16 protein-coding genes are annotated in these 15553 nt (G+C 62.3%); 6 read left to right on the plus strand and 10 right to left on the minus strand.

From position 1 onward, the window contains the following. Positions 1 to 15 precede the first annotated feature (15 nt). The gene (locus tag FJU11_RS00930; protein WP_141165123.1) at positions 16 to 1386 is read left to right on the plus strand and encodes an aspartate aminotransferase family protein; all 1371 of its coding nucleotides are present in this window, start codon (positions 16 to 18) and stop codon (positions 1384 to 1386) included. A gap of 78 nt (positions 1387 to 1464) precedes the next feature. On the opposite strand, the gene FJU11_RS18230 is transcribed toward FJU11_RS00930, so the two are convergent. The 3 genes from FJU11_RS18230 to FJU11_RS00940 form a co-directional block, all read right to left on the minus strand. Then, positions 1465 to 1620, minus strand: coding sequence for a hypothetical protein (locus FJU11_RS18230; protein WP_181407989.1), 156 nt, complete (start codon positions 1618 to 1620; stop codon positions 1465 to 1467). Positions 1621 to 1850: 230 nt separating this feature from the next. Further along, positions 1851 to 2339, minus strand: coding sequence for a bacterioferritin (gene bfr, locus FJU11_RS00935; RefSeq protein ID WP_141165124.1), 489 nt, complete (start codon positions 2337 to 2339; stop codon positions 1851 to 1853). After that, a complete protein-coding gene (locus FJU11_RS00940; RefSeq protein ID WP_141165280.1) occupies positions 2305 to 2616 on the minus strand; it encodes a (2Fe-2S)-binding protein in 312 nt (103 codons plus the stop codon). The genes bfr and FJU11_RS00940 overlap by 35 nt, the downstream gene beginning before the upstream one ends. A 273-nt stretch (positions 2617 to 2889) precedes the next feature. Here FJU11_RS00940 and dusA point away from each other — a divergent pair, with 273 nt between their 5' ends. Together dusA and FJU11_RS00950 are read left to right on the plus strand one after the other, a co-directional pair. Then, positions 2890 to 3894, plus strand: a complete 1005-nt coding sequence (gene dusA / locus FJU11_RS00945; protein ID WP_141165125.1) for a tRNA dihydrouridine(20/20a) synthase DusA — start codon at positions 2890 to 2892, stop codon at positions 3892 to 3894. Positions 3895 to 3978: 84 nt separating this feature from the next. Next, positions 3979 to 4776 carry a Kazal-type serine protease inhibitor domain-containing protein gene (locus FJU11_RS00950; RefSeq protein ID WP_181407990.1) on the plus strand — a complete coding sequence of 266 codons (798 nt, stop codon included), beginning with the start codon at positions 3979 to 3981 and terminating at the stop codon, positions 4774 to 4776. 155 nt (positions 4777 to 4931) lie between these two features. On the opposite strand, the gene FJU11_RS00955 is transcribed toward FJU11_RS00950, so the two are convergent. From FJU11_RS00955 to FJU11_RS00965, 3 genes are all read right to left on the minus strand, one after another. Next, positions 4932 to 5141, minus strand: coding sequence for a cold-shock protein (locus FJU11_RS00955; RefSeq protein WP_141165127.1), 210 nt, complete (start codon positions 5139 to 5141; stop codon positions 4932 to 4934). A gap of 216 nt (positions 5142 to 5357) precedes the next feature. After that, entirely contained in the window at positions 5358 to 5984 is a 627-nt protein-coding gene (locus FJU11_RS00960; RefSeq protein WP_141165128.1) for a cytochrome b/b6 domain-containing protein, read from the minus strand. Positions 5985 to 6140: 156 nt separating this feature from the next. Then, on the minus strand, positions 6141 to 6767 hold the full coding sequence (locus FJU11_RS00965; protein ID WP_141165129.1) for a DUF4142 domain-containing protein: 627 nt from the start codon (positions 6765 to 6767) through the stop codon (positions 6141 to 6143). Between the two features lie 147 nt (positions 6768 to 6914). On the opposite strand from FJU11_RS00965, the gene FJU11_RS00970 reads away from it, so the two are divergent. Next, entirely contained in the window at positions 6915 to 7373 is a 459-nt protein-coding gene (locus FJU11_RS00970; protein WP_141165130.1) for a GNAT family N-acetyltransferase, read from the plus strand. A 24-nt stretch (positions 7374 to 7397) separates the two neighbouring features. On the opposite strand, the gene FJU11_RS00975 is transcribed toward FJU11_RS00970, so the two are convergent. The 3 genes from FJU11_RS00975 to FJU11_RS00985 all read right to left on the minus strand — a co-directional run bounded on the left by FJU11_RS00975 (position 7398) and on the right by FJU11_RS00985 (position 9368). Then, entirely contained in the window at positions 7398 to 7610 is a 213-nt protein-coding gene (locus FJU11_RS00975) for a TOBE domain-containing protein (protein WP_141165131.1), read from the minus strand. A gap of 94 nt (positions 7611 to 7704) precedes the next feature. Beyond that, positions 7705 to 8181, minus strand: coding sequence for a hypothetical protein (locus FJU11_RS00980; protein ID WP_141165132.1), 477 nt, complete (start codon positions 8179 to 8181; stop codon positions 7705 to 7707). A gap of 605 nt (positions 8182 to 8786) precedes the next feature. Then, positions 8787 to 9368, minus strand: a complete 582-nt coding sequence (locus FJU11_RS00985) for a DUF922 domain-containing protein (RefSeq protein ID WP_141165133.1) — start codon at positions 9366 to 9368, stop codon at positions 8787 to 8789. A 795-nt stretch (positions 9369 to 10163) separates the two neighbouring features. On the opposite strand from FJU11_RS00985, the gene FJU11_RS00995 reads away from it, so the two are divergent. Together FJU11_RS00995 and FJU11_RS01000 are read left to right on the plus strand one after the other, a co-directional pair. After that, on the plus strand, positions 10164 to 10748 hold the full coding sequence (locus FJU11_RS00995) for a hypothetical protein (RefSeq protein ID WP_141165134.1): 585 nt from the start codon (positions 10164 to 10166) through the stop codon (positions 10746 to 10748). Between the two features lie 604 nt (positions 10749 to 11352). Next, positions 11353 to 12231 carry a reverse transcriptase domain-containing protein gene (locus FJU11_RS01000; protein WP_181407991.1) on the plus strand — a complete coding sequence of 293 codons (879 nt, stop codon included), beginning with the start codon at positions 11353 to 11355 and terminating at the stop codon, positions 12229 to 12231. Positions 12232 to 12235: 4 nt separating this feature from the next. Here the strand turns inward: FJU11_RS01000 and uvrB are convergent, their stop codons facing one another. After that, the gene (gene uvrB / locus FJU11_RS01005; RefSeq protein WP_235890709.1) at positions 12236 to 15538 is read right to left on the minus strand and encodes an excinuclease ABC subunit UvrB; all 3303 of its coding nucleotides are present in this window, start codon (positions 15536 to 15538) and stop codon (positions 12236 to 12238) included. Positions 15539 to 15553: the final 15 nt, after the last annotated feature.

Raw genomic sequence — 15553 nt, forward strand, 5'->3', positions numbered from 1 at the left:
GAAAAGGAAAAGACGATGCTCAGGAACGATCAACTGGCGGAATGGGACCGTGAGTCCTTCTTTCATCCCTCGACGCATCTCGCGCAGTTCGCGCGCGGCGAGGCCGCCAATCGTATCCTGACAGGCGGCAAGGGCGCCCATATCGAGGATCGCGATGGCATAAAGCTGCTCGACGGCTTCGCCGGTCTCTACTGCGTGAATGTCGGCTACGGCCGTGAGGAGATCGCCGAGGCGATCGCCAAGCAGGCGAAGGAACTGGCCTATTACCATTCCTATGTCGGTCACGGCACCGAGGCCTCGATCACGCTCTCGAAGATGATCCTCGACCGTGCGCCGGCCGCCATGAGCAAGGTCTATTTCGGCCTCGGCGGCTCGGATGCCAACGAGACGAACATCAAGCTCGTCTGGCACTACAACAACATTCTCGGCCGGCCGGAAAAGAAAAAGATCATCTCGCGCTGGCGCGGCTATCACGGCTCGGGCCTGATGACGGGCTCGCTGACCGGCCTTCACCTCTACCACAAGAAGTTCGATCTTCCCTTCGAACAGGTGAAGCACACCGAGGCGCCGTACTATTACCACCGCCCCGACCTTTCCATGGGCGAGGAAGAGTTCTCCGCTTTCTGTGCCGAAAAGCTCGAGGAAATGATCCTTGCCGAAGGCCCAGAGACGGTCGCCGCCTTCATCGGCGAGCCGGTGCTCGGCACCGGCGGCATCGTGCCGCCGCCTGAAGGCTACTGGAGCGCGATCCAGGCCGTGCTCGACAAGTACGACATCCTGCTGATCGCCGACGAGGTCGTCACCGGTTTCGGCCGTCTCGGCACCATGTTCGGTTCCGATCATTACGGCATGAAGCCGGACATCATCACCATCGCCAAGGGCCTGACGTCGGCTTATGCGCCGCTTTCGGGGTCCATCATCGGCGACAAAGTGTGGGAAGGCCTTATGCGCGGCTCCGACGAGAGCGGACCGATCGGTCATGGCTGGACCTATTCGGCCCACCCGATCGGCGCGGCGGCCGGCGTCGCCAATCTCGAACTGATCGACAAGCTCGGCCTCGTCGAAAACGCCGGTACGGTCGGCAAGACGCTCAATCGCCTGATGAACGAGGCGATCGGCGACCACCCCCATGTCGGCGACATTCGCGGGGAAGGCATGCTGTGCGCCGTCGAGTTCGTCGAAGACCGCGCGAACCGCACCTTCTTCGACGCGTCGAAGAAGACCGGTCCGGCGGTCGCCGCAGCGCTTCTCAAGCGTGGTGTCATCGGCCGGGCAATGCCGCAGGGCGACATTCTCGGTTTCGCGCCACCGCTCTGCCTGACGGAAGACGAGGCGAAGACCATTGTCGACGCGACCGCCGAAGCCGTGAAGGAAGTGCTCGGCTGAACCGACGGCTTGATCGGCTCTAAAGATCACGAACGAAGAGAAAGCGTCGGCGTCCGTACTGGGAAGCCGACGCTTTTCTTATTTCCTATGGCTGTCGCGATTGGCGCGATAGAACAATCCGTAGGCGGCCGCCGGTATCGCGATCCCGATCACCAGCCCGATGATCGCGCCGATCAGCGACTGCGTGGCACCGCCCATTTCGCCGCCGATGATGGCGCCGCCGATCAACAGCATGAATGGAAAAAGGCACCCGATCGCTAGCATGGCGTGATCTCGTTCGTCCTACTTCGTGAAACCCGATGGATTTGGATCGCGCCGGGAGTACCACCGACGGTGATCGTCAGCGGTATGCCGATTCCGTCGGGGAAACGGCGGGGCGGCCGGTAAACGAGCCACCTTGGACCGGCAATGGCTGTGCGATTTCGCCGGCGCGGTATTTTCGCGCCGGCGAAATCATGCCGGATCTACGATTCGACTTCTTCCGTCGACCTGGCGTTCAGCTGCCCGTAGCTCTGCGGTCCGAGGTCGTCGAAGAGAGCGAGCTGCGTTTCCAGGAAGTCGACATGGCCTTCCTCGTCCGTCAGCAGATCCTCGAAGAGACGCTGCGTGACGTAGTCGCCGAGCTCGTTGCAGATCTTGCGCGATTCCCGATAGGAAGCGACGGCATCCCGCTCGCCCGCGAGATCGGATTCGAGAACTTCGCGGACGTTCTGGCCGATGCGCAGCGGCGCGACCTGTTGCAGGTTCGGATGGCCTTCGAGGAAGATGATGCGGTCGACGAGGCGATCGGCATGGGTCATTTCCTCGATCGATTCCTCGCGTTCCTTCTTCGCGAGCCGCCCGTAGCCCCAGTCTTCCAGCAGCCGGTAGTGCACCCAGTACTGGTTGATGGCCCCGAGTTCGAGGAAGAGCGCCTCGTTAAGCCGCTCGATGATCCTTGCTTCGCCTTTCATGCACGCATCTCCTGCCTTTTCGGTTCAGTTCTTCGAGACGTGCCATGAAGTCGACGATTTCGGAAGGGGTCGAATGCCTTTCCGCATGATAATCCCGGGTTACCCGGATGATCGTGTCCACCACGTTCGGAAAGCAGCCGCAGCAGCGCCCGCGCTTACCCATGGCGTGATAGACCTTTGCCGGAACGATGAGTTGCCAGCGATCCTCGTCCAGCATCTCGACGATGGTGTCCTCGATCTCTTTCTGCGCGATGAGATTGCAATGGCAGACGATCATCTCAACTTCCAAACCGCTGAACGCGGGACCCGACCCGCGCAATCCGACGAACCGTGACCGATTGGCTCTCGATGACCAATGTGCAAACGCGAGCGTAGCTGTCAAGTTTCTCGAGCCGGGCATGACGGCGCTGCGGCATTCCGTCGTCGACGCGCCGGTTCTCAGTGCAGGCGGAGCGAACGAAGCAGCGGTTGCCTGTTCGGCCCGGCGTTGCATGGCAGGTCTTTCCACCCCATAAGGCAGGGCATTGCCCTTCGCATACGGGAACGACGCATGCTTCGACCCGCGCCCTACGATACCGATCGACTGGTCGCCGTAGCCCCGATGATGGACTGGACGGACGTTCATTGCCGCGCGCTCCATCGTGCGCTGACGCGGCGGACGCTGCTCTATACCGAAATGGTCGTTGCCGAAGCCGCCATTCGCGGCGACCGTCGACGCCTCCTCGGCTTCGAGCCGGAGCAGCATCCGATCGCCCTGCAGATCGGCGGCAGCGAGCTCGAGCGTGTCGCTGAGGCCGCGCGCATCGGCGAGGATTTCGGCTACGACGAGATCGGACTGAATGTCGGGTGTCCGTCCGATCGGGTGCAATCGGGCACGTTCGGAGCGTGCCTGATGCGTGAGCCCGACCGCGTCGCCGCCTGCGTCGATGCCATGAAGCGCGCGGTCGCCATCCCCGTCACGGTGAAGTGTCGTATTGGTGTAGACGACCAGAACCCGGAGACGGCGCTCGACGATCTGGCCGGCGGGGTCTTCGATGCGAATGCGGACGCCCTATGGGTCCATGCGCGCAAGGCGTGGCTTCAGGGCCTTTCGCCGAAGGAAAACCGCGATGTGCCGCCACTCGACTACGGGCGCGTTTATCGCCTCAAGCAGACCTTTCCGGACCGCTTCGTCGGCATCAACGGCGGCATCCGCACCATCGAGGACGTGCAAACGCATCTTGAGCACGTGGATGGCGTGATGCTGGGGCGCGCGGCCTATCACAACACGTCGTTGCTCGGCGAAATTGACGCCGAACTCTTCGGCGATCCGCGGATCGTCGATCGGCAGGAATTGTGCGAGACGATGATGCGGCACGCCGAGCGCCACATCGCCGCCGGCGGTCGGCTCATCCACGTCACGCGGCATATGGTCGGGCTCTTTCAGGGCGTTCCGGGGGCCCGGCGTTACCGCCAGGTCCTTTCGTCCGAAGCGACGCGCCGCGATGCGGGACCGGAAGTGATCGCCGCAGCCTTTGCCGAACTTTCCGACGTACGAAACTCGGCGGCTGCCTGACCGCGATCGCGGAAGCGCTTGCCGGCCGGTACGCGGCTTTGTAGCGTGCGATGGATATCGAGAAGAAGAAGGGGTGCTGGGGTGGTGAAGAATGGATGGAAGGCGTTCGGGGCAGGCACGCTCCTGGCGCTGACGGCCTGTACGCAGGGTCCGGTGCGCGCGCCGCTCGGCTCCGCGCCCCCTTCCGGACCGGTTCAGGCGTGCGCGCGGATCTATCGGCCGGTCTGCGCGGTGCGAAACGCGGACCGCCGCACCTTCCCCAACGCCTGTGAAGCCCGTGCGTCGGGCTACGACGTGCGTTCGGACGGCCAGTGCGGCGCGGGTCAGCCGTCCGCCGACGACGGATATGGCGGTAGCGGGAACGGCGGCTTTGCGGGCGGCTCGCCAGGTGGCGGTTACGACGCCGGTGGCGGCTACGGCGGGAACGGGAGAGACGACCGGCGACCGCAAAGCGCGCGACCCGGCTATGGGGCCGGGCAGGGCCAGGCATGCGCCATGGTCTATCAGCCCGTCTGCGCACGCAGCGGCACCGAAACGCGCACCTTCCCGAATGCCTGCCGGGCGCGAACGTCCGGCTATTCGATCCTCTATCAGAGCGAATGCAGGGGCGGTGGCGATACAGGTGATGCCGGCGCTAACGTCCAGCCGAATGGCGGGGAGGACCGAAGTGCGAACCGGCCCGGCCGTGGCGCGGGCAGTTCCATCGTCGATGTCGGTGGCGGTTTGGCTAGTAGCGCCGGCGCATCGGCCGGCGGAGCGACGTGCAGCCGCGCTTTCGTTCCGGTCTGTGGAAAGAAGGGCAGTGCCCAGAAGACGTTCACCAACGCCTGCGAGGCCCGTTCGAAGGGTTACACCGTGGCAGGCGAGGGGCGCTGCTCGTAAGGTCTGCGGCTCTTCGGCAAAGGGTGCGCCTGCGATGATCTCATCGCCGAGACGTGGCTTCGAAGATCATAGGGCTGCGCTGAAAGCGCAAAAAAATATGGCGGCCCAGGCCGCCATATCGTCCGCGGACCGAACGGTCCGCTATCCGGCTATGATTACATAGCCTGGATGTTGACGGCCTTCGGGCCCTTGCCCATGCGGTCCGGCTCGGTGTCGAAGGAGATCTTCTGACCTTCCGAAAGCATGGTCATGCCGGAGTTCTGGACGGCGGAGATGTGGACGAACACGTCCTTCGCGCCATCATCCGGCGTGATGAAGCCGAAGCCCTTGTCCTGATTGAAGAATTTTACTGTACCAGTAGCCATTGGGAAAGTCCTTGTTCCCCGTGTGTCATGTCGCCCTGAAGCGGGCAGGTGGCGAGCCGTCCGATTAAAGGTGACGGCGTTCGTCGGATCGTTACATCGCGGGGAAAGAACGTCTCAAGCAAGCTGTCCAGTCTCCGGGTCAGTCGGTACCCGAACGAAGATGATATGCCATTCAAGCGTGACAAAAGCAAGGCATTCGCTAATGAAGCCTGCATTTCAGGCCGATCGGCCCGAAGGCCGGACCGACCACATGCGGGCGATCGAAGCCTGGCCGGCGAAATGATGGACGAGCGCGAGCAGGCCGTGGCCGATGAGATAGGCCCAGACGAGATTGGCGAACAGGTGATGGACGAACATCGCCGCATGCGGGATCCCGCCGCCCGGCAATCCGGTGAGATGGAAGAAGAACCACGTGAACCCGGTCGCCGCCATGCCGCTCATCAGCAGCAGGCCGAGGCCGTGGATCGCCGAGGGGAGCGGGCTGTGCTCCTGGTATTCGGGCAGGCGAAAGCGCACGAGCGCCTTTGCATGGCGCAGGATATCGCCACCGAGCAGGCGCCAACCCCGGCCCGAGAACCATGGGAACAGCTTCCCGGCCGACGTTCCGCGCCGGCGCAGCGCGACGACGAGCCAGAAGGAAAAGGCGAAGACGAGGGCGGTGATGCCGGAGATCTCGTGGATCGTGAAAAGCCAGTCGCCGCCGTTGTCGCGCGGCCCTTGCATGAACTGGCTCGTGGCGAGCTGCACGAGAACGGCGATGGCGAGCCCCGCATGGGCCCACCGTGTCGGCAGGGCGTGGGGCGATGCGTTCGTGTCGGCGCGCTCGCGGGAGGCGGCAACCATCCAGTCGTTCTCCGTCTCTTCGCGCCGTCGGCCCGGCGCTGTCTCTCGTTCGGCAATCTGTCAGAGCGCGGGCGAACACGCCATACGCATATGCACTTGCCGTCGACCATGGCAGGTTGCGACCGGCGCGGGCAAGCACCGGCCGCTTTCGAACGATCAGCCGATCTTGGACTGCAATGCCTGCAGCTGGTCGATATGCTGTTCGATATAGGCGCGAGCGATCTTCGCGACGTCGAGGCTCTCGCGGTTCTGGCCGACCTTCAGGAAGTTGACCTGCACTGTCAGAAGCTTCTTGTGGCCGGTCAGCTGCGCCTGGATGTAGGCCTTGTCGAAGGCCGCGTCCTTCTTCTGCTTCAGCTCGGAAAGCTGATCCTTCATCTTTGCGTCGAGATGGTTTCTCGCCTCGGCATCGCTCGGCGGCTGCAGCTTGCCCTGCGGGGCGGGCGCCGAATCCTGCATCGAGGTCAACACGTCGGCGAGCGTCTCCTGCTCGTAAACTTCCCACTTGGCGAACTGTTTCACGGCCGCGTTCCTGGCGTCGTCGACGGCTGCGCGGCTGGCGAGCAGCGACATGGAGCCGATCGCCATCGTCATCTTCATCCAGGTTTCCTGGTCGCTGCTTGCGGGTGTCGAGGCGGGCTGCTTGGCGGTTTCCGCCTTCGCGGTCGCTTCGCCGGGCTTTTCCTTCGGCGTGGGCGCGGAGGAAGCCGCGCGTGCGCTTGCGAGCACCGGCAGGGTCGCCGCGGCGGCGCCGAAAGCGGCAATCATCTGTCTGCGTTTCATGGATCAATCCTCGTTGGTGATGAACCACGAAAATAACTGCGATGATGCCGTTCCTGTTCCCGGCGATCCGTCTTGGGGGCCTTGTCTCGCGGGGGCGCGGCATGCGAGGCCCGGGCGAGCAGCACCGAACGCAATCCGGAGCCATCCATGAGCGCGCTCACCATCCGCCGCAACGAACCCTTCGACCTCGATCCGTTGGCCGCGATGGTCACGGATCGCGAGGAGCTGGCGCTCGTCAACCCGCATGCGAAGTATCCGATCGATCCGCTGGAATGGCGCGAGCAATGGTTGCAGGAGGTGGACGACGCTTCGTTCTACCTTGTCGACGAGGCGGGGCGGGATGTCGGGTTCTTTGCGCTGCGGGTTGGCGTCGGGCCGGAGGTGAGGAACCTCGTCTACGTGTTCGTGGCTCCGGAGGCTCGCGGCAATGCCGGGCAGCAGTTGGCGGCGCTGGCGGAGGGGGCGGCAAAGGAGCTCGGCGCGCTGACGCTGATGCTCAAGGTCGAGCTCGACAACGTGCCGGCGCTCAAGATGTACCGGTCCGCCGGCTTCGAGGAGCTCGGCGAATCCGGTGGCATGGCGACGATGCGCAAGGACTTCGACTGATGCCGGACTCCGCTTCGCGCACCGTCAGTCGTCGACCGCGACCATGACGTTCGAGGCCTTGACGACGGCGTAGGCCGTCTTGCCTTCGGCGAGGCCGAGGTCTTCGACGGCCTGGTTGGTGATCGACGAGGTGACGACCGTGCCGCCGCCGATGTCGATGCGCACATGGGCGGTCGTCGCGCCCTTCTCCAGACCGACGACGGTTCCCTTCATGACGTTGCGTGCGCTGAGCCGCATGGTTCTTTCCTTCCGTTATGTTTGCCCGGATATATCGAGGGCGAACGGGACGGAGGGCAAGGGGAGGACGCGACCGGCGAGGGCGGAAAAACGGTCATCGCACGCGAGGCCCGCTGGCAGGCGGACCGTAAGCACTGGGGCCGTCGGCGCAGGTTATGGTTTCGGCGGATTCGCAGCCGGCGTCTTCCGGCAGCGCGGCGGCATGCGCGTTGGCGGCGCGCGGCGCATCGTCGGCTGGCGGCGGGAGCTGCGGGGCCGAGGGAGGCGGCGGGTTCCAGCTTCGGTGGAGGGTGCATTCGCGCATGACGGCCCGGGCGGTCTCGACGTTCGAGAAGTCGATGCAGGGCGGGACGGGCCATTCGACGTCGGCGCGGCCGAGCACGGGTTTGGCGGCACAGCGCCGGGCGCGCTTGCAGGCGCGGGCGCGGCAGGTGCGCCACAGGCCGAAATGGTCGGCCGGCACACGGAACATCATCGCGGCGTGGGCGTAGGTCATCAACTGGATACGCCGATGGCGCGCGTTGCGTTTCGCCATCGCGGCCTTGCCGAGGGGGAAGGGGTTCTTCGCCATTGCGGATCCTTTCGTCTTGCGGCGTGGGTGGGGAGCAGGCAGCACGTCGCCCTCCGCGCCGCGATGCGGCCGGAGTTCGGAAAGGCGAAAGAGCGTCGGGAGCGGGGCGCGATGGCCGTGCCTGCCGATGTCTTTATGTGTATGGCGCGACTGGCGCGCCCCGCCGGCGTTCGTCGGGGTTCGCGTTTTACCGCTACTGCCCTACCAGACCTCGGCTCCGGGTCCTCTGCGGAAGCGGCCCGAGCGGATCGAAACCCGCCGCCGCCCCCTTGCACGCCCCACAGGCGAACCGGCCCGTAGTAGCCGGGGGGACCCATTCTTCGAGGCCTCTCCAGCCGGTGCGCACGTTACGCCCCGGCGGAAGCGCCGACCCCTGCCGCATGAACCGAACGTCTCGCGATCACGTCCCGACCCGGCAAGGGCAAGCGGAGTGTGGCACGGGGTTCGGGGGCGGGGATGGAAAAGGGGTGGAATTTCGTGCGGACCGGGCCGCGACGGCCGGTCTGGAGCATTTCCGGTGAACTCCGGTTCACCGGAAATGCTCCAGCTTTTTGCTGTGTCGCATTATCCGACGCCGAAGCGATCTCGCTTTGGCTCGAAATGCTCTAGGGGCCGTTGACGAGGTCGAGGATGGTCTGGCGCATGGTGCCGCCTTCCTCTGCGATGTCGGCTTTGTCGAAGGCGCGGCTTTCGGCGCGGTGGCGGGCGATGGTCTTCGCCAGGAAGGCTTGCAGCTTCTGGCGCACCCTGGTGCAGTCCGGATCGGCCGGGGCCGTCAGGCCGGTGGAGAACGCTTCAATACGGGCAACCATCGCGGCGATGGCGCGGGCGTGGACGCGCTCATGGGTGCGGATACCCTCGGCGAAGCGGCTCCAGCTTGCGGCAAGCGCCGGCGGCAGGTCCGCCGGGGCCTTCGGAACGGTGGTGGTGACGACGAGGTGCGGGCGCGCGACGGCGAGCCGGCAGGCGCCGTCCGGCTGCACGCGGTAGTCGCGCGTCCATGTCAGGTCGAACCCGGTATGCGCGATCGTCCGCCGCCCGCCGATTTTCGGCCCGTTCTCCCCGATCGACCGATAGAGCGCGATGCCGGTCCGGCCGTGGACGGGGTAGGTGACGGTGCGCTGCGTGGTTTCGGCCTGGGCGGCTGTCGTGGCGAGCAGGGTGAGGGCGGTCAGGGTGCAGCGCATGGGTGATGGTAGCGGGGTGCGCGCGGGGTGGGAAGGTTGGTTTGGGTGTAAGGTTCTTCGCAGCTGGATTCGTCCTTCCCTGCGAAGGAGGGTGCGCTTCCTCGTACCCTTTTGTTTTGCGGCCAACCCCTCCACTCGTCATCTCTGTGCTCGACACAGAGATCCATTCCGTTCCGCTCAACGCGTCGGGATGCTCTCGATGACGTGCCCGTTCCACTGACCGCGTCGGGGCGGTCTCGATGGCATGCCCATGTTGATGACGGAACGGTATGGATTCCTGTGACCCCCGTGTCGAGCACGGGGGCAGGCAAGCATAGGAATGACGGAGGTGGAGGGGTTTCGACCTTCACAGCAACTGCCAGCGCAGATCCTGCCAGTGCGGGTTGATGGCTTCGATCGCCGCGATGTGCTGTACAGAAAACGCGACGGCCAGCCGGCAGGCGCCGCCCGACTGCACGCGGTAGTCGCGTGTCTATGTCAGGTCGAACCCAGTATGCGCGATCGTCCGCCGCCCGCCGATCTTCGGCCCGTTCTCCCCGATCGACCGCTAGAGCGCGATGCCGGTCCGACTGTGGACGGGGTAGGTGACGGTACGTTGGGTGGTTTCGACCTGAGCCGCTGTGGTTGCGAGGAGGGTGAGGGCAGTGATAAGGCGGACACAAAAGTTAAGCGAGACGATGGCGCGCATATTTTCCATCGAGTGAGCCGCACATAGGGCTTTTGAGGTTGCATGACGCGCCGACATTACACTACTCTGAATTTATCAAATTGTTCAGAACAGTGATATGAAAACCTGTGCCCTCGCCGCTTCCCCTAGACACCGAAAATATAGACCTAGAAGCCCGAAAGAAAAAAAGTAAACTTCAAATTTTTTTAGGCGGGCCATTCATCGATCCGAATAATTCACGTGCTCCTTCTAAAAAGTTATTTGAAGGCGCATCTTTTTTACGTTATAAACTATACCATGAGATAGAGGATAAATATGGTGATTATGTAAGTATAGGCGAAAGCAAAAAGCTACAGGAGATATACAAAAAGAATTTTAGGAAACTTTTTGAAGCGGCCACTGCCGAAGCCGCTCACGTAAGTGATTATTGTGACGCCGTGATTATTATTCCGAGTAGCCCTGGATCATTCTGTGAATTAGGTTATTTTGCAGCAATGAATAAAGTTACTCCGAAAATGCTTGTTCTTATGAATAGGAAATTTGAAAGAAAGCCGGGTTACATACATCACGGACCGGCAATACAGGCATCAAACAATGGATCTATAGTTAGTTTTATTGACTACGAAGATACGCAAGAGGCATATAATATTGTCTTTGATTTTGTAGAGCGTATACGAATAAAGAAAATCGGGAGTAATTACAGGGTTGGCTAAGTTCAGAACGAATTCCACTTATATGTATTTGGTCACTTTATCTGTTTTTCAGCCAGCCAGAATACAAGATATCGAGAAGGGAATGGTGGATCTTTTTGAGGAATCCGCTTCAGAATTGGTAAAAACTGGGGTAATTAGACGCGTTCATGCTGCTTCGAGAGAGCAGAAACTTGTTCAATCGCCCAGAAAAGGTGTTTATTACCTTACACGAGCAGGGGTAGAAATAGTGCGAATGCAGCCCATCGGAAACCAGCTCGATAACCGACGGTTATTCTTGATTAAAGAGAAACGGAAAGCTATAATATGAAGCGCGGGATGGCAGAATTTTCGCATAGGTTGCTGTTTCGGCATCCTGGTTTTGTGGTTTGGTTTATAAGGGCTCGCGTTTGGGGGAACTCGGCAAATTTGCCGACGAGCGCCAAATTCGCCGAGTTCCCCCAAACGCGCGCTTAAGCAGTCGTATTGACTGGTATTTGCGATGCCATCCCGCAGCTTTTTTCTACCACCCGATCAGCTAGCTAACGCGGCCGTTCTTGCTGAAGCAAACCCACCTGAACGGCATGACGAAATTATGCGGCTTGCGTCTCGTGGGATAGCTCCTCTCGTGGACGAAGTGAGTCTTGCAGAATTAGTTGGTGTCACACCATCGTTAATATTTTCTATTCTTATAAGAAAAGATAAGCATTATAGAAGTTTTTGTCTCCCGAAAGCAAACGGCAGTACTAGAATAATTAATTCGCCCAGAACGTATCTTAAAGTCATACATTGGTTTATTTTAGACAACATTTTATCAAAGGTAAAAAACAATGACTGCGTCACGGCATTCATTTCAGGAAGGGGTCCGTATTTCAACGCCCAGATGCACTCCGGCGCCCATCACATCTTTCAGACTGATTTAGAGGAATTCTTTCCGTCGATCAAAGTACAAAATGTCTATCGTATGTGGTTATCTATAGGCTACAATCAAGAAGTGGCCGAGCAGCTTTCGAACTTGGTGACTTATAGAGGCGAGCTTCCGCAAGGAGCGCCAACTAGCCCTGCTATATCAAATATAGTTGCCGGGAATTTAGATAAAAGACTTTTAAAACTTGCTTATGAGTATGGATATAAGTATACTCGATATGCCGACGATATTACTTTTTCCTCGAAAGAGCGTATTCCTTTAGAGTTTGCCGACGCGGTGAACGAACAGATTGTATTGGGTGGCTTTATTGAAAGCCGAAGGAAGAGGCGTTTCAAAGGCTTCGGCGCTGCAATGAATGTTACAGGGTTAAATATCAATGATTTTCCGCAGCCTCCCCGTGAATGGCGGAAGAGAACTAGGGCTTTGTTTCATCGCGCAAAATTAGACGCCGCGTTCGCAAAGGAAAATAGAGGAAAGATTGCTGGTAGTCTCGGCGTTTTGCATGCTGCGGGTTTACCATCCCAACATCCGCTAATTTTGAACGGCAAGGAAGCTCTTCTCAATAGTAAAAACTACTAACGCCCTACTTTCCCGGCCGCCCACTCTTTTTTGGCCGACGTCTCCGCTGGAGCTCTTCGCTCGGGTCTTCGTAGGAACCCCGGCCGATCTGCTCGCGCTTGACCGGCTTCGCGGAGTTCTCGCTTCCCTGTCGAGGATGCGCCTCTCCACGCCTCTTGTTTTCCGATCCCTCTCGCGCCTCGGGCGCTCGGCGCCTCTTGCTCGAATCATCCGGATCGGCCGGCTTTTCCGGGACGAGGCCGCGGACCGGTTTTTCGGTGCGGCCGACGGTCATTTCGTCGAGGTCGTTCTTGCGGAAGTAGCTGGTGGGGCTCTGCGATGGGTCTTGTTCTGTGCTCACGGGAGTCTGGTTTTCGCTCACGGGTGAGTCTTGTCTTGTACTCCCGGCCGTACCGCCCTTCGGGCTGGCCTCCGTACGGGGCGGCGCATCGGCGCCGGCGGGCGCTTGCCTGCTGCGCTTCGCTCGTTCTTTTTCCCCACCTTTTCTTCCGCGTTCGGCAGCCTTCGCCTCCTGCCGGGCCATGGGGTCGTCCATGGTTTCGAGTTCGGCGGCCTTGAGGCGTTTGATTTCGTCGCGCAGGCGCGCGGCCTTTTCGAAATCGAGGTCGGCGGCGGCGTCGCGCATGTCCTTTTCGAGGGCTTCGAGGTGGGCGGCCATGTTGTTGCCGACGAGGTGGCCGCCGGCGGCATAGCCCTTGCCGTTCTTGCCGCCTCCGGAAATGTCGGAGCGGACGTGGTCGCGCTCGTAGACGGAGTCGAGGATGTCGGAGATCTTCGCCTTGACGGATTCCGGCGTGATGCCGTGCTCCTCGTTGTAGGCGAGCTGCTTCTCGCGGCGGCGGCCGGTCTCGTCCATGGCGCGCTGCATGGAGCCGGTGACGTTGTCGGCGTAGAGGATGACCTTGCCGTCGACGTTTCGCGCGGCGCGGCCGATGGTCTGGATCAGCGACGTCTCGGAGCGCAGGAAGCCTTCCTTGTCGGCGTCGAGGATGGCGACGAAGCCGCATTCGGGAATGTCGAGGCCCTCGCGCAGCAGGTTGATGCCGACGAGGCAATCGAACGCGCCGAGGCGCAGGTCGCGGATGATCTCGATGCGCTCCAGCGTGTCGATGTCGGAGTGCATGTAGCGCACCCGGATGCCCTGCTCGTGGAGGTACTCCGTCAGGTCCTCGGCCATGCGCTTGGTGAGCACGGTGCACAGCGTGCGGTAGCCGGCGTCGGCCGTGGCGCGGATCTCGCCCAGCACGTCGTCCACCTGCGTCTTGGCGGGGCGGATCTCCACCGGCGGGTCGATGAGGCCCGTGGGGCGGATGACCTGCTCGGCGAAGACGCCGCCGGCCTGCTCCATCTCCCAGGCGCCGGGGGTGGCGGAGACGGCCGTCGTCGCCGGGCGCATGGCGTCCCACTCCTCGAAGCGCAGCGGCCGGTTGTCCATGCAGGACGGCAGGCGGAAGCCGTATTCGGCGAGCGTCGCCTTGCGGCGGAAGTCGCCGCGATACATGCCGCCGATCTGCGGAATGGTGACGTGGCTCTCGTCGACGAAGAGCAGCGCGTTGTCCGGGATGTACTCGAACAGGGTGGGGGGCGGCTCGCCGGGCTTGCGGCCGGTGAGATAGCGCGAATAGTTCTCGATGCCCTGGCAGGAGCCGGTGGCCTCCAGCATCTCGATGTCGAACTTGGTGCGCTGTTCGAGGCGCTGGGCCTCGAGCAGGCGGCCGGCGGCCTCGAGCTCGGTCAGGCGGCCCTTGAGCTCCTGCTTGATGGAGGCGATGGCCGTGTTGAGCGTCGGGCGCGGCGTGACGTAGTGCGAATTGGCGTAGATCTTCACCGACTGCATATCGCCGGTCTTGTGGCCGGTGAGGGGATCGAACTCGGTGATGGAATCGATCTCGTCGCCGAAGAGCGAGACGCGCCAGGCGGCATCCTCCAAGTGGGCGGGGAAGATCTCGATCGTATCGCCGCGCACGCGGAAGGAGCCGCGCTGGAAATCGGCGTCGCGGCGCTTGTACTGCTGGGCGACGAGATCGGCGAGGAGCTGGCGCTGGTCGATCTTGTCGCCGATCGCCATCTGGAAGGTCATGGCCGTGTAGGTCTCGACCGAGCCGATGCCGTAGATGCAGGAGACGGAGGCGACGATAATGACGTCGTCGCGCTCGAGCAGGGCGCGGGTGGCGGAGTGGCGCATGCGGTCGATCTGCTCGTTGATCGACGATTCCTTCTCGATATAGGTGTCGGAGCGCGGGACGTAGGCTTCCGGCTGGTAGTAGTCATAGTAGGAGACGAAGTACTCGACGGCGTTGTCGGGGAAGAAGTTCCGGAACTCCGAATAGAGCTGGGCGGCGAGCGTCTTGTTGGGCGCCAGGATGACGGCGGGGCGCTGCGTCGCCTCGATGACCTTGGCCATCGTGTAGGTCTTGCCGGAGCCGGTGACGCCGAGCAGCACCTGCGATCGCTCGTTCTCGTTGGCGCCGGCGACGAGGTCGGCGATGGCCGTCGGCTGGTCGCCGGAGGGCTGGTACTCGGTCTCCATGCGGATCGCGACGCCGCCCTCGGACTTTTCCGGGCGCGCGGGGCGGTGGGGCGTCCAGATCTGGCCGTTCTTGTGCAGCGGGTTGCCGGACTGGATGAGATCCGACAGCGCCTCGACCGTGGCGGTGGCGCCGGAGGGGGAGAGCTTCTCCGCATCCTCGAGGTCGACGTCCATGCCGGCGACCGCGTTGAGGCCGGCGCCGGCGCGGGTCTTGGGGTCGGTCGAGCCGCCCATGGAGGTGCCGCGGGCGGTCTTGGAGTAGGAGGAGGTGGAGGAGTCTTTCTTTGTCCTCGCGGCCGCACCGCGCTTCGCGCTGGCCTCCGGACGGGGCGCCGAACGATCGGCGGCGGCCGCTTGGCCTTGCCTCGCTTCGCTCGGGGTCGCCTCGTTGTCGGCGTCGGTTTGTTCGGTGCTGTCTTGTTTTTCGCTCACGGCCGTACGGGCTTCGCCCTGGCCTGCGCGGGCGCGGGCTGACCGGCCGGCGGACGCTTGTCCGCTGCGCTTTGCTCGTTCTTTTGTCCCCGCCTGTGCCTGACCGGCGTCCACGTTGCCGTCTTCGGCATCGTCGGTGCGGGCGGCGGCGCGGCGGCGGTGTTTGCCGGCCTTTGAGGCGACGTCGTGGCGGGTTTCGATGGATTCCGCTTCGGCCTCGCGGGCCATCTGTTCGGCCCAATCGGCGACGCCGCCCTTCAGGGGTGCGCCCTCGAAGGGAGCCTGCGGGGCCTCCCCGAAGCCGGTTTCGTCTTCGCGGGTCTTGGTCTTCGATGCTCGGGCCATGGCGGCAATATGGAG

The organism is Pararhizobium mangrovi (assembly GCF_006516965.1).
GTDB classification, from domain to species: Bacteria; Pseudomonadota; Alphaproteobacteria; order Rhizobiales; family Rhizobiaceae; genus Pararhizobium_B; species Pararhizobium_B mangrovi.

Bases quoted from the DNA above. Each gene is read 5' to 3' on its own strand.
- FJU11_RS00930 (WP_141165123.1), top strand. From the start codon at position 16: ATGCTCAGGAACGATCAACTGGCGGAATGGGACCGTGAGTCCTTCTTT.
- FJU11_RS18230 (WP_181407989.1), bottom strand. From the start codon at position 1,620: ATGCTGTTGATCGGCGGCGCCATCATCGGCGGCGAAATGGGCGGTGCC.
- bfr (WP_141165124.1), bottom strand. From the start codon at position 2,339: ATGAAAGGCGAAGCAAGGATCATCGAGCGGCTTAACGAGGCGCTCTTC.
- FJU11_RS00940 (WP_141165280.1), bottom strand. From the start codon at position 2,616: ATGATCGTCTGCCATTGCAATCTCATCGCGCAGAAAGAGATCGAGGAC.
- dusA (WP_141165125.1), top strand. From the start codon at position 2,890: ATGCTTCGACCCGCGCCCTACGATACCGATCGACTGGTCGCCGTAGCC.
- FJU11_RS00955 (WP_141165127.1), bottom strand. From the start codon at position 5,141: ATGGCTACTGGTACAGTAAAATTCTTCAATCAGGACAAGGGCTTCGGC.
- FJU11_RS00960 (WP_141165128.1), bottom strand. From the start codon at position 5,984: ATGGTTGCCGCCTCCCGCGAGCGCGCCGACACGAACGCATCGCCCCAC.
- FJU11_RS00965 (WP_141165129.1), bottom strand. From the start codon at position 6,767: ATGAAACGCAGACAGATGATTGCCGCTTTCGGCGCCGCCGCGGCGACC.
- FJU11_RS00970 (WP_141165130.1), top strand. From the start codon at position 6,915: ATGAGCGCGCTCACCATCCGCCGCAACGAACCCTTCGACCTCGATCCG.
- FJU11_RS00975 (WP_141165131.1), bottom strand. From the start codon at position 7,610: ATGCGGCTCAGCGCACGCAACGTCATGAAGGGAACCGTCGTCGGTCTG.
- FJU11_RS00980 (WP_141165132.1), bottom strand. From the start codon at position 8,181: ATGGCGAAGAACCCCTTCCCCCTCGGCAAGGCCGCGATGGCGAAACGC.
- FJU11_RS00985 (WP_141165133.1), bottom strand. From the start codon at position 9,368: ATGCGCTGCACCCTGACCGCCCTCACCCTGCTCGCCACGACAGCCGCC.
- uvrB (WP_235890709.1), bottom strand. From the start codon at position 15,538: ATGGCCCGAGCATCGAAGACCAAGACCCGCGAAGACGAAACCGGCTTC.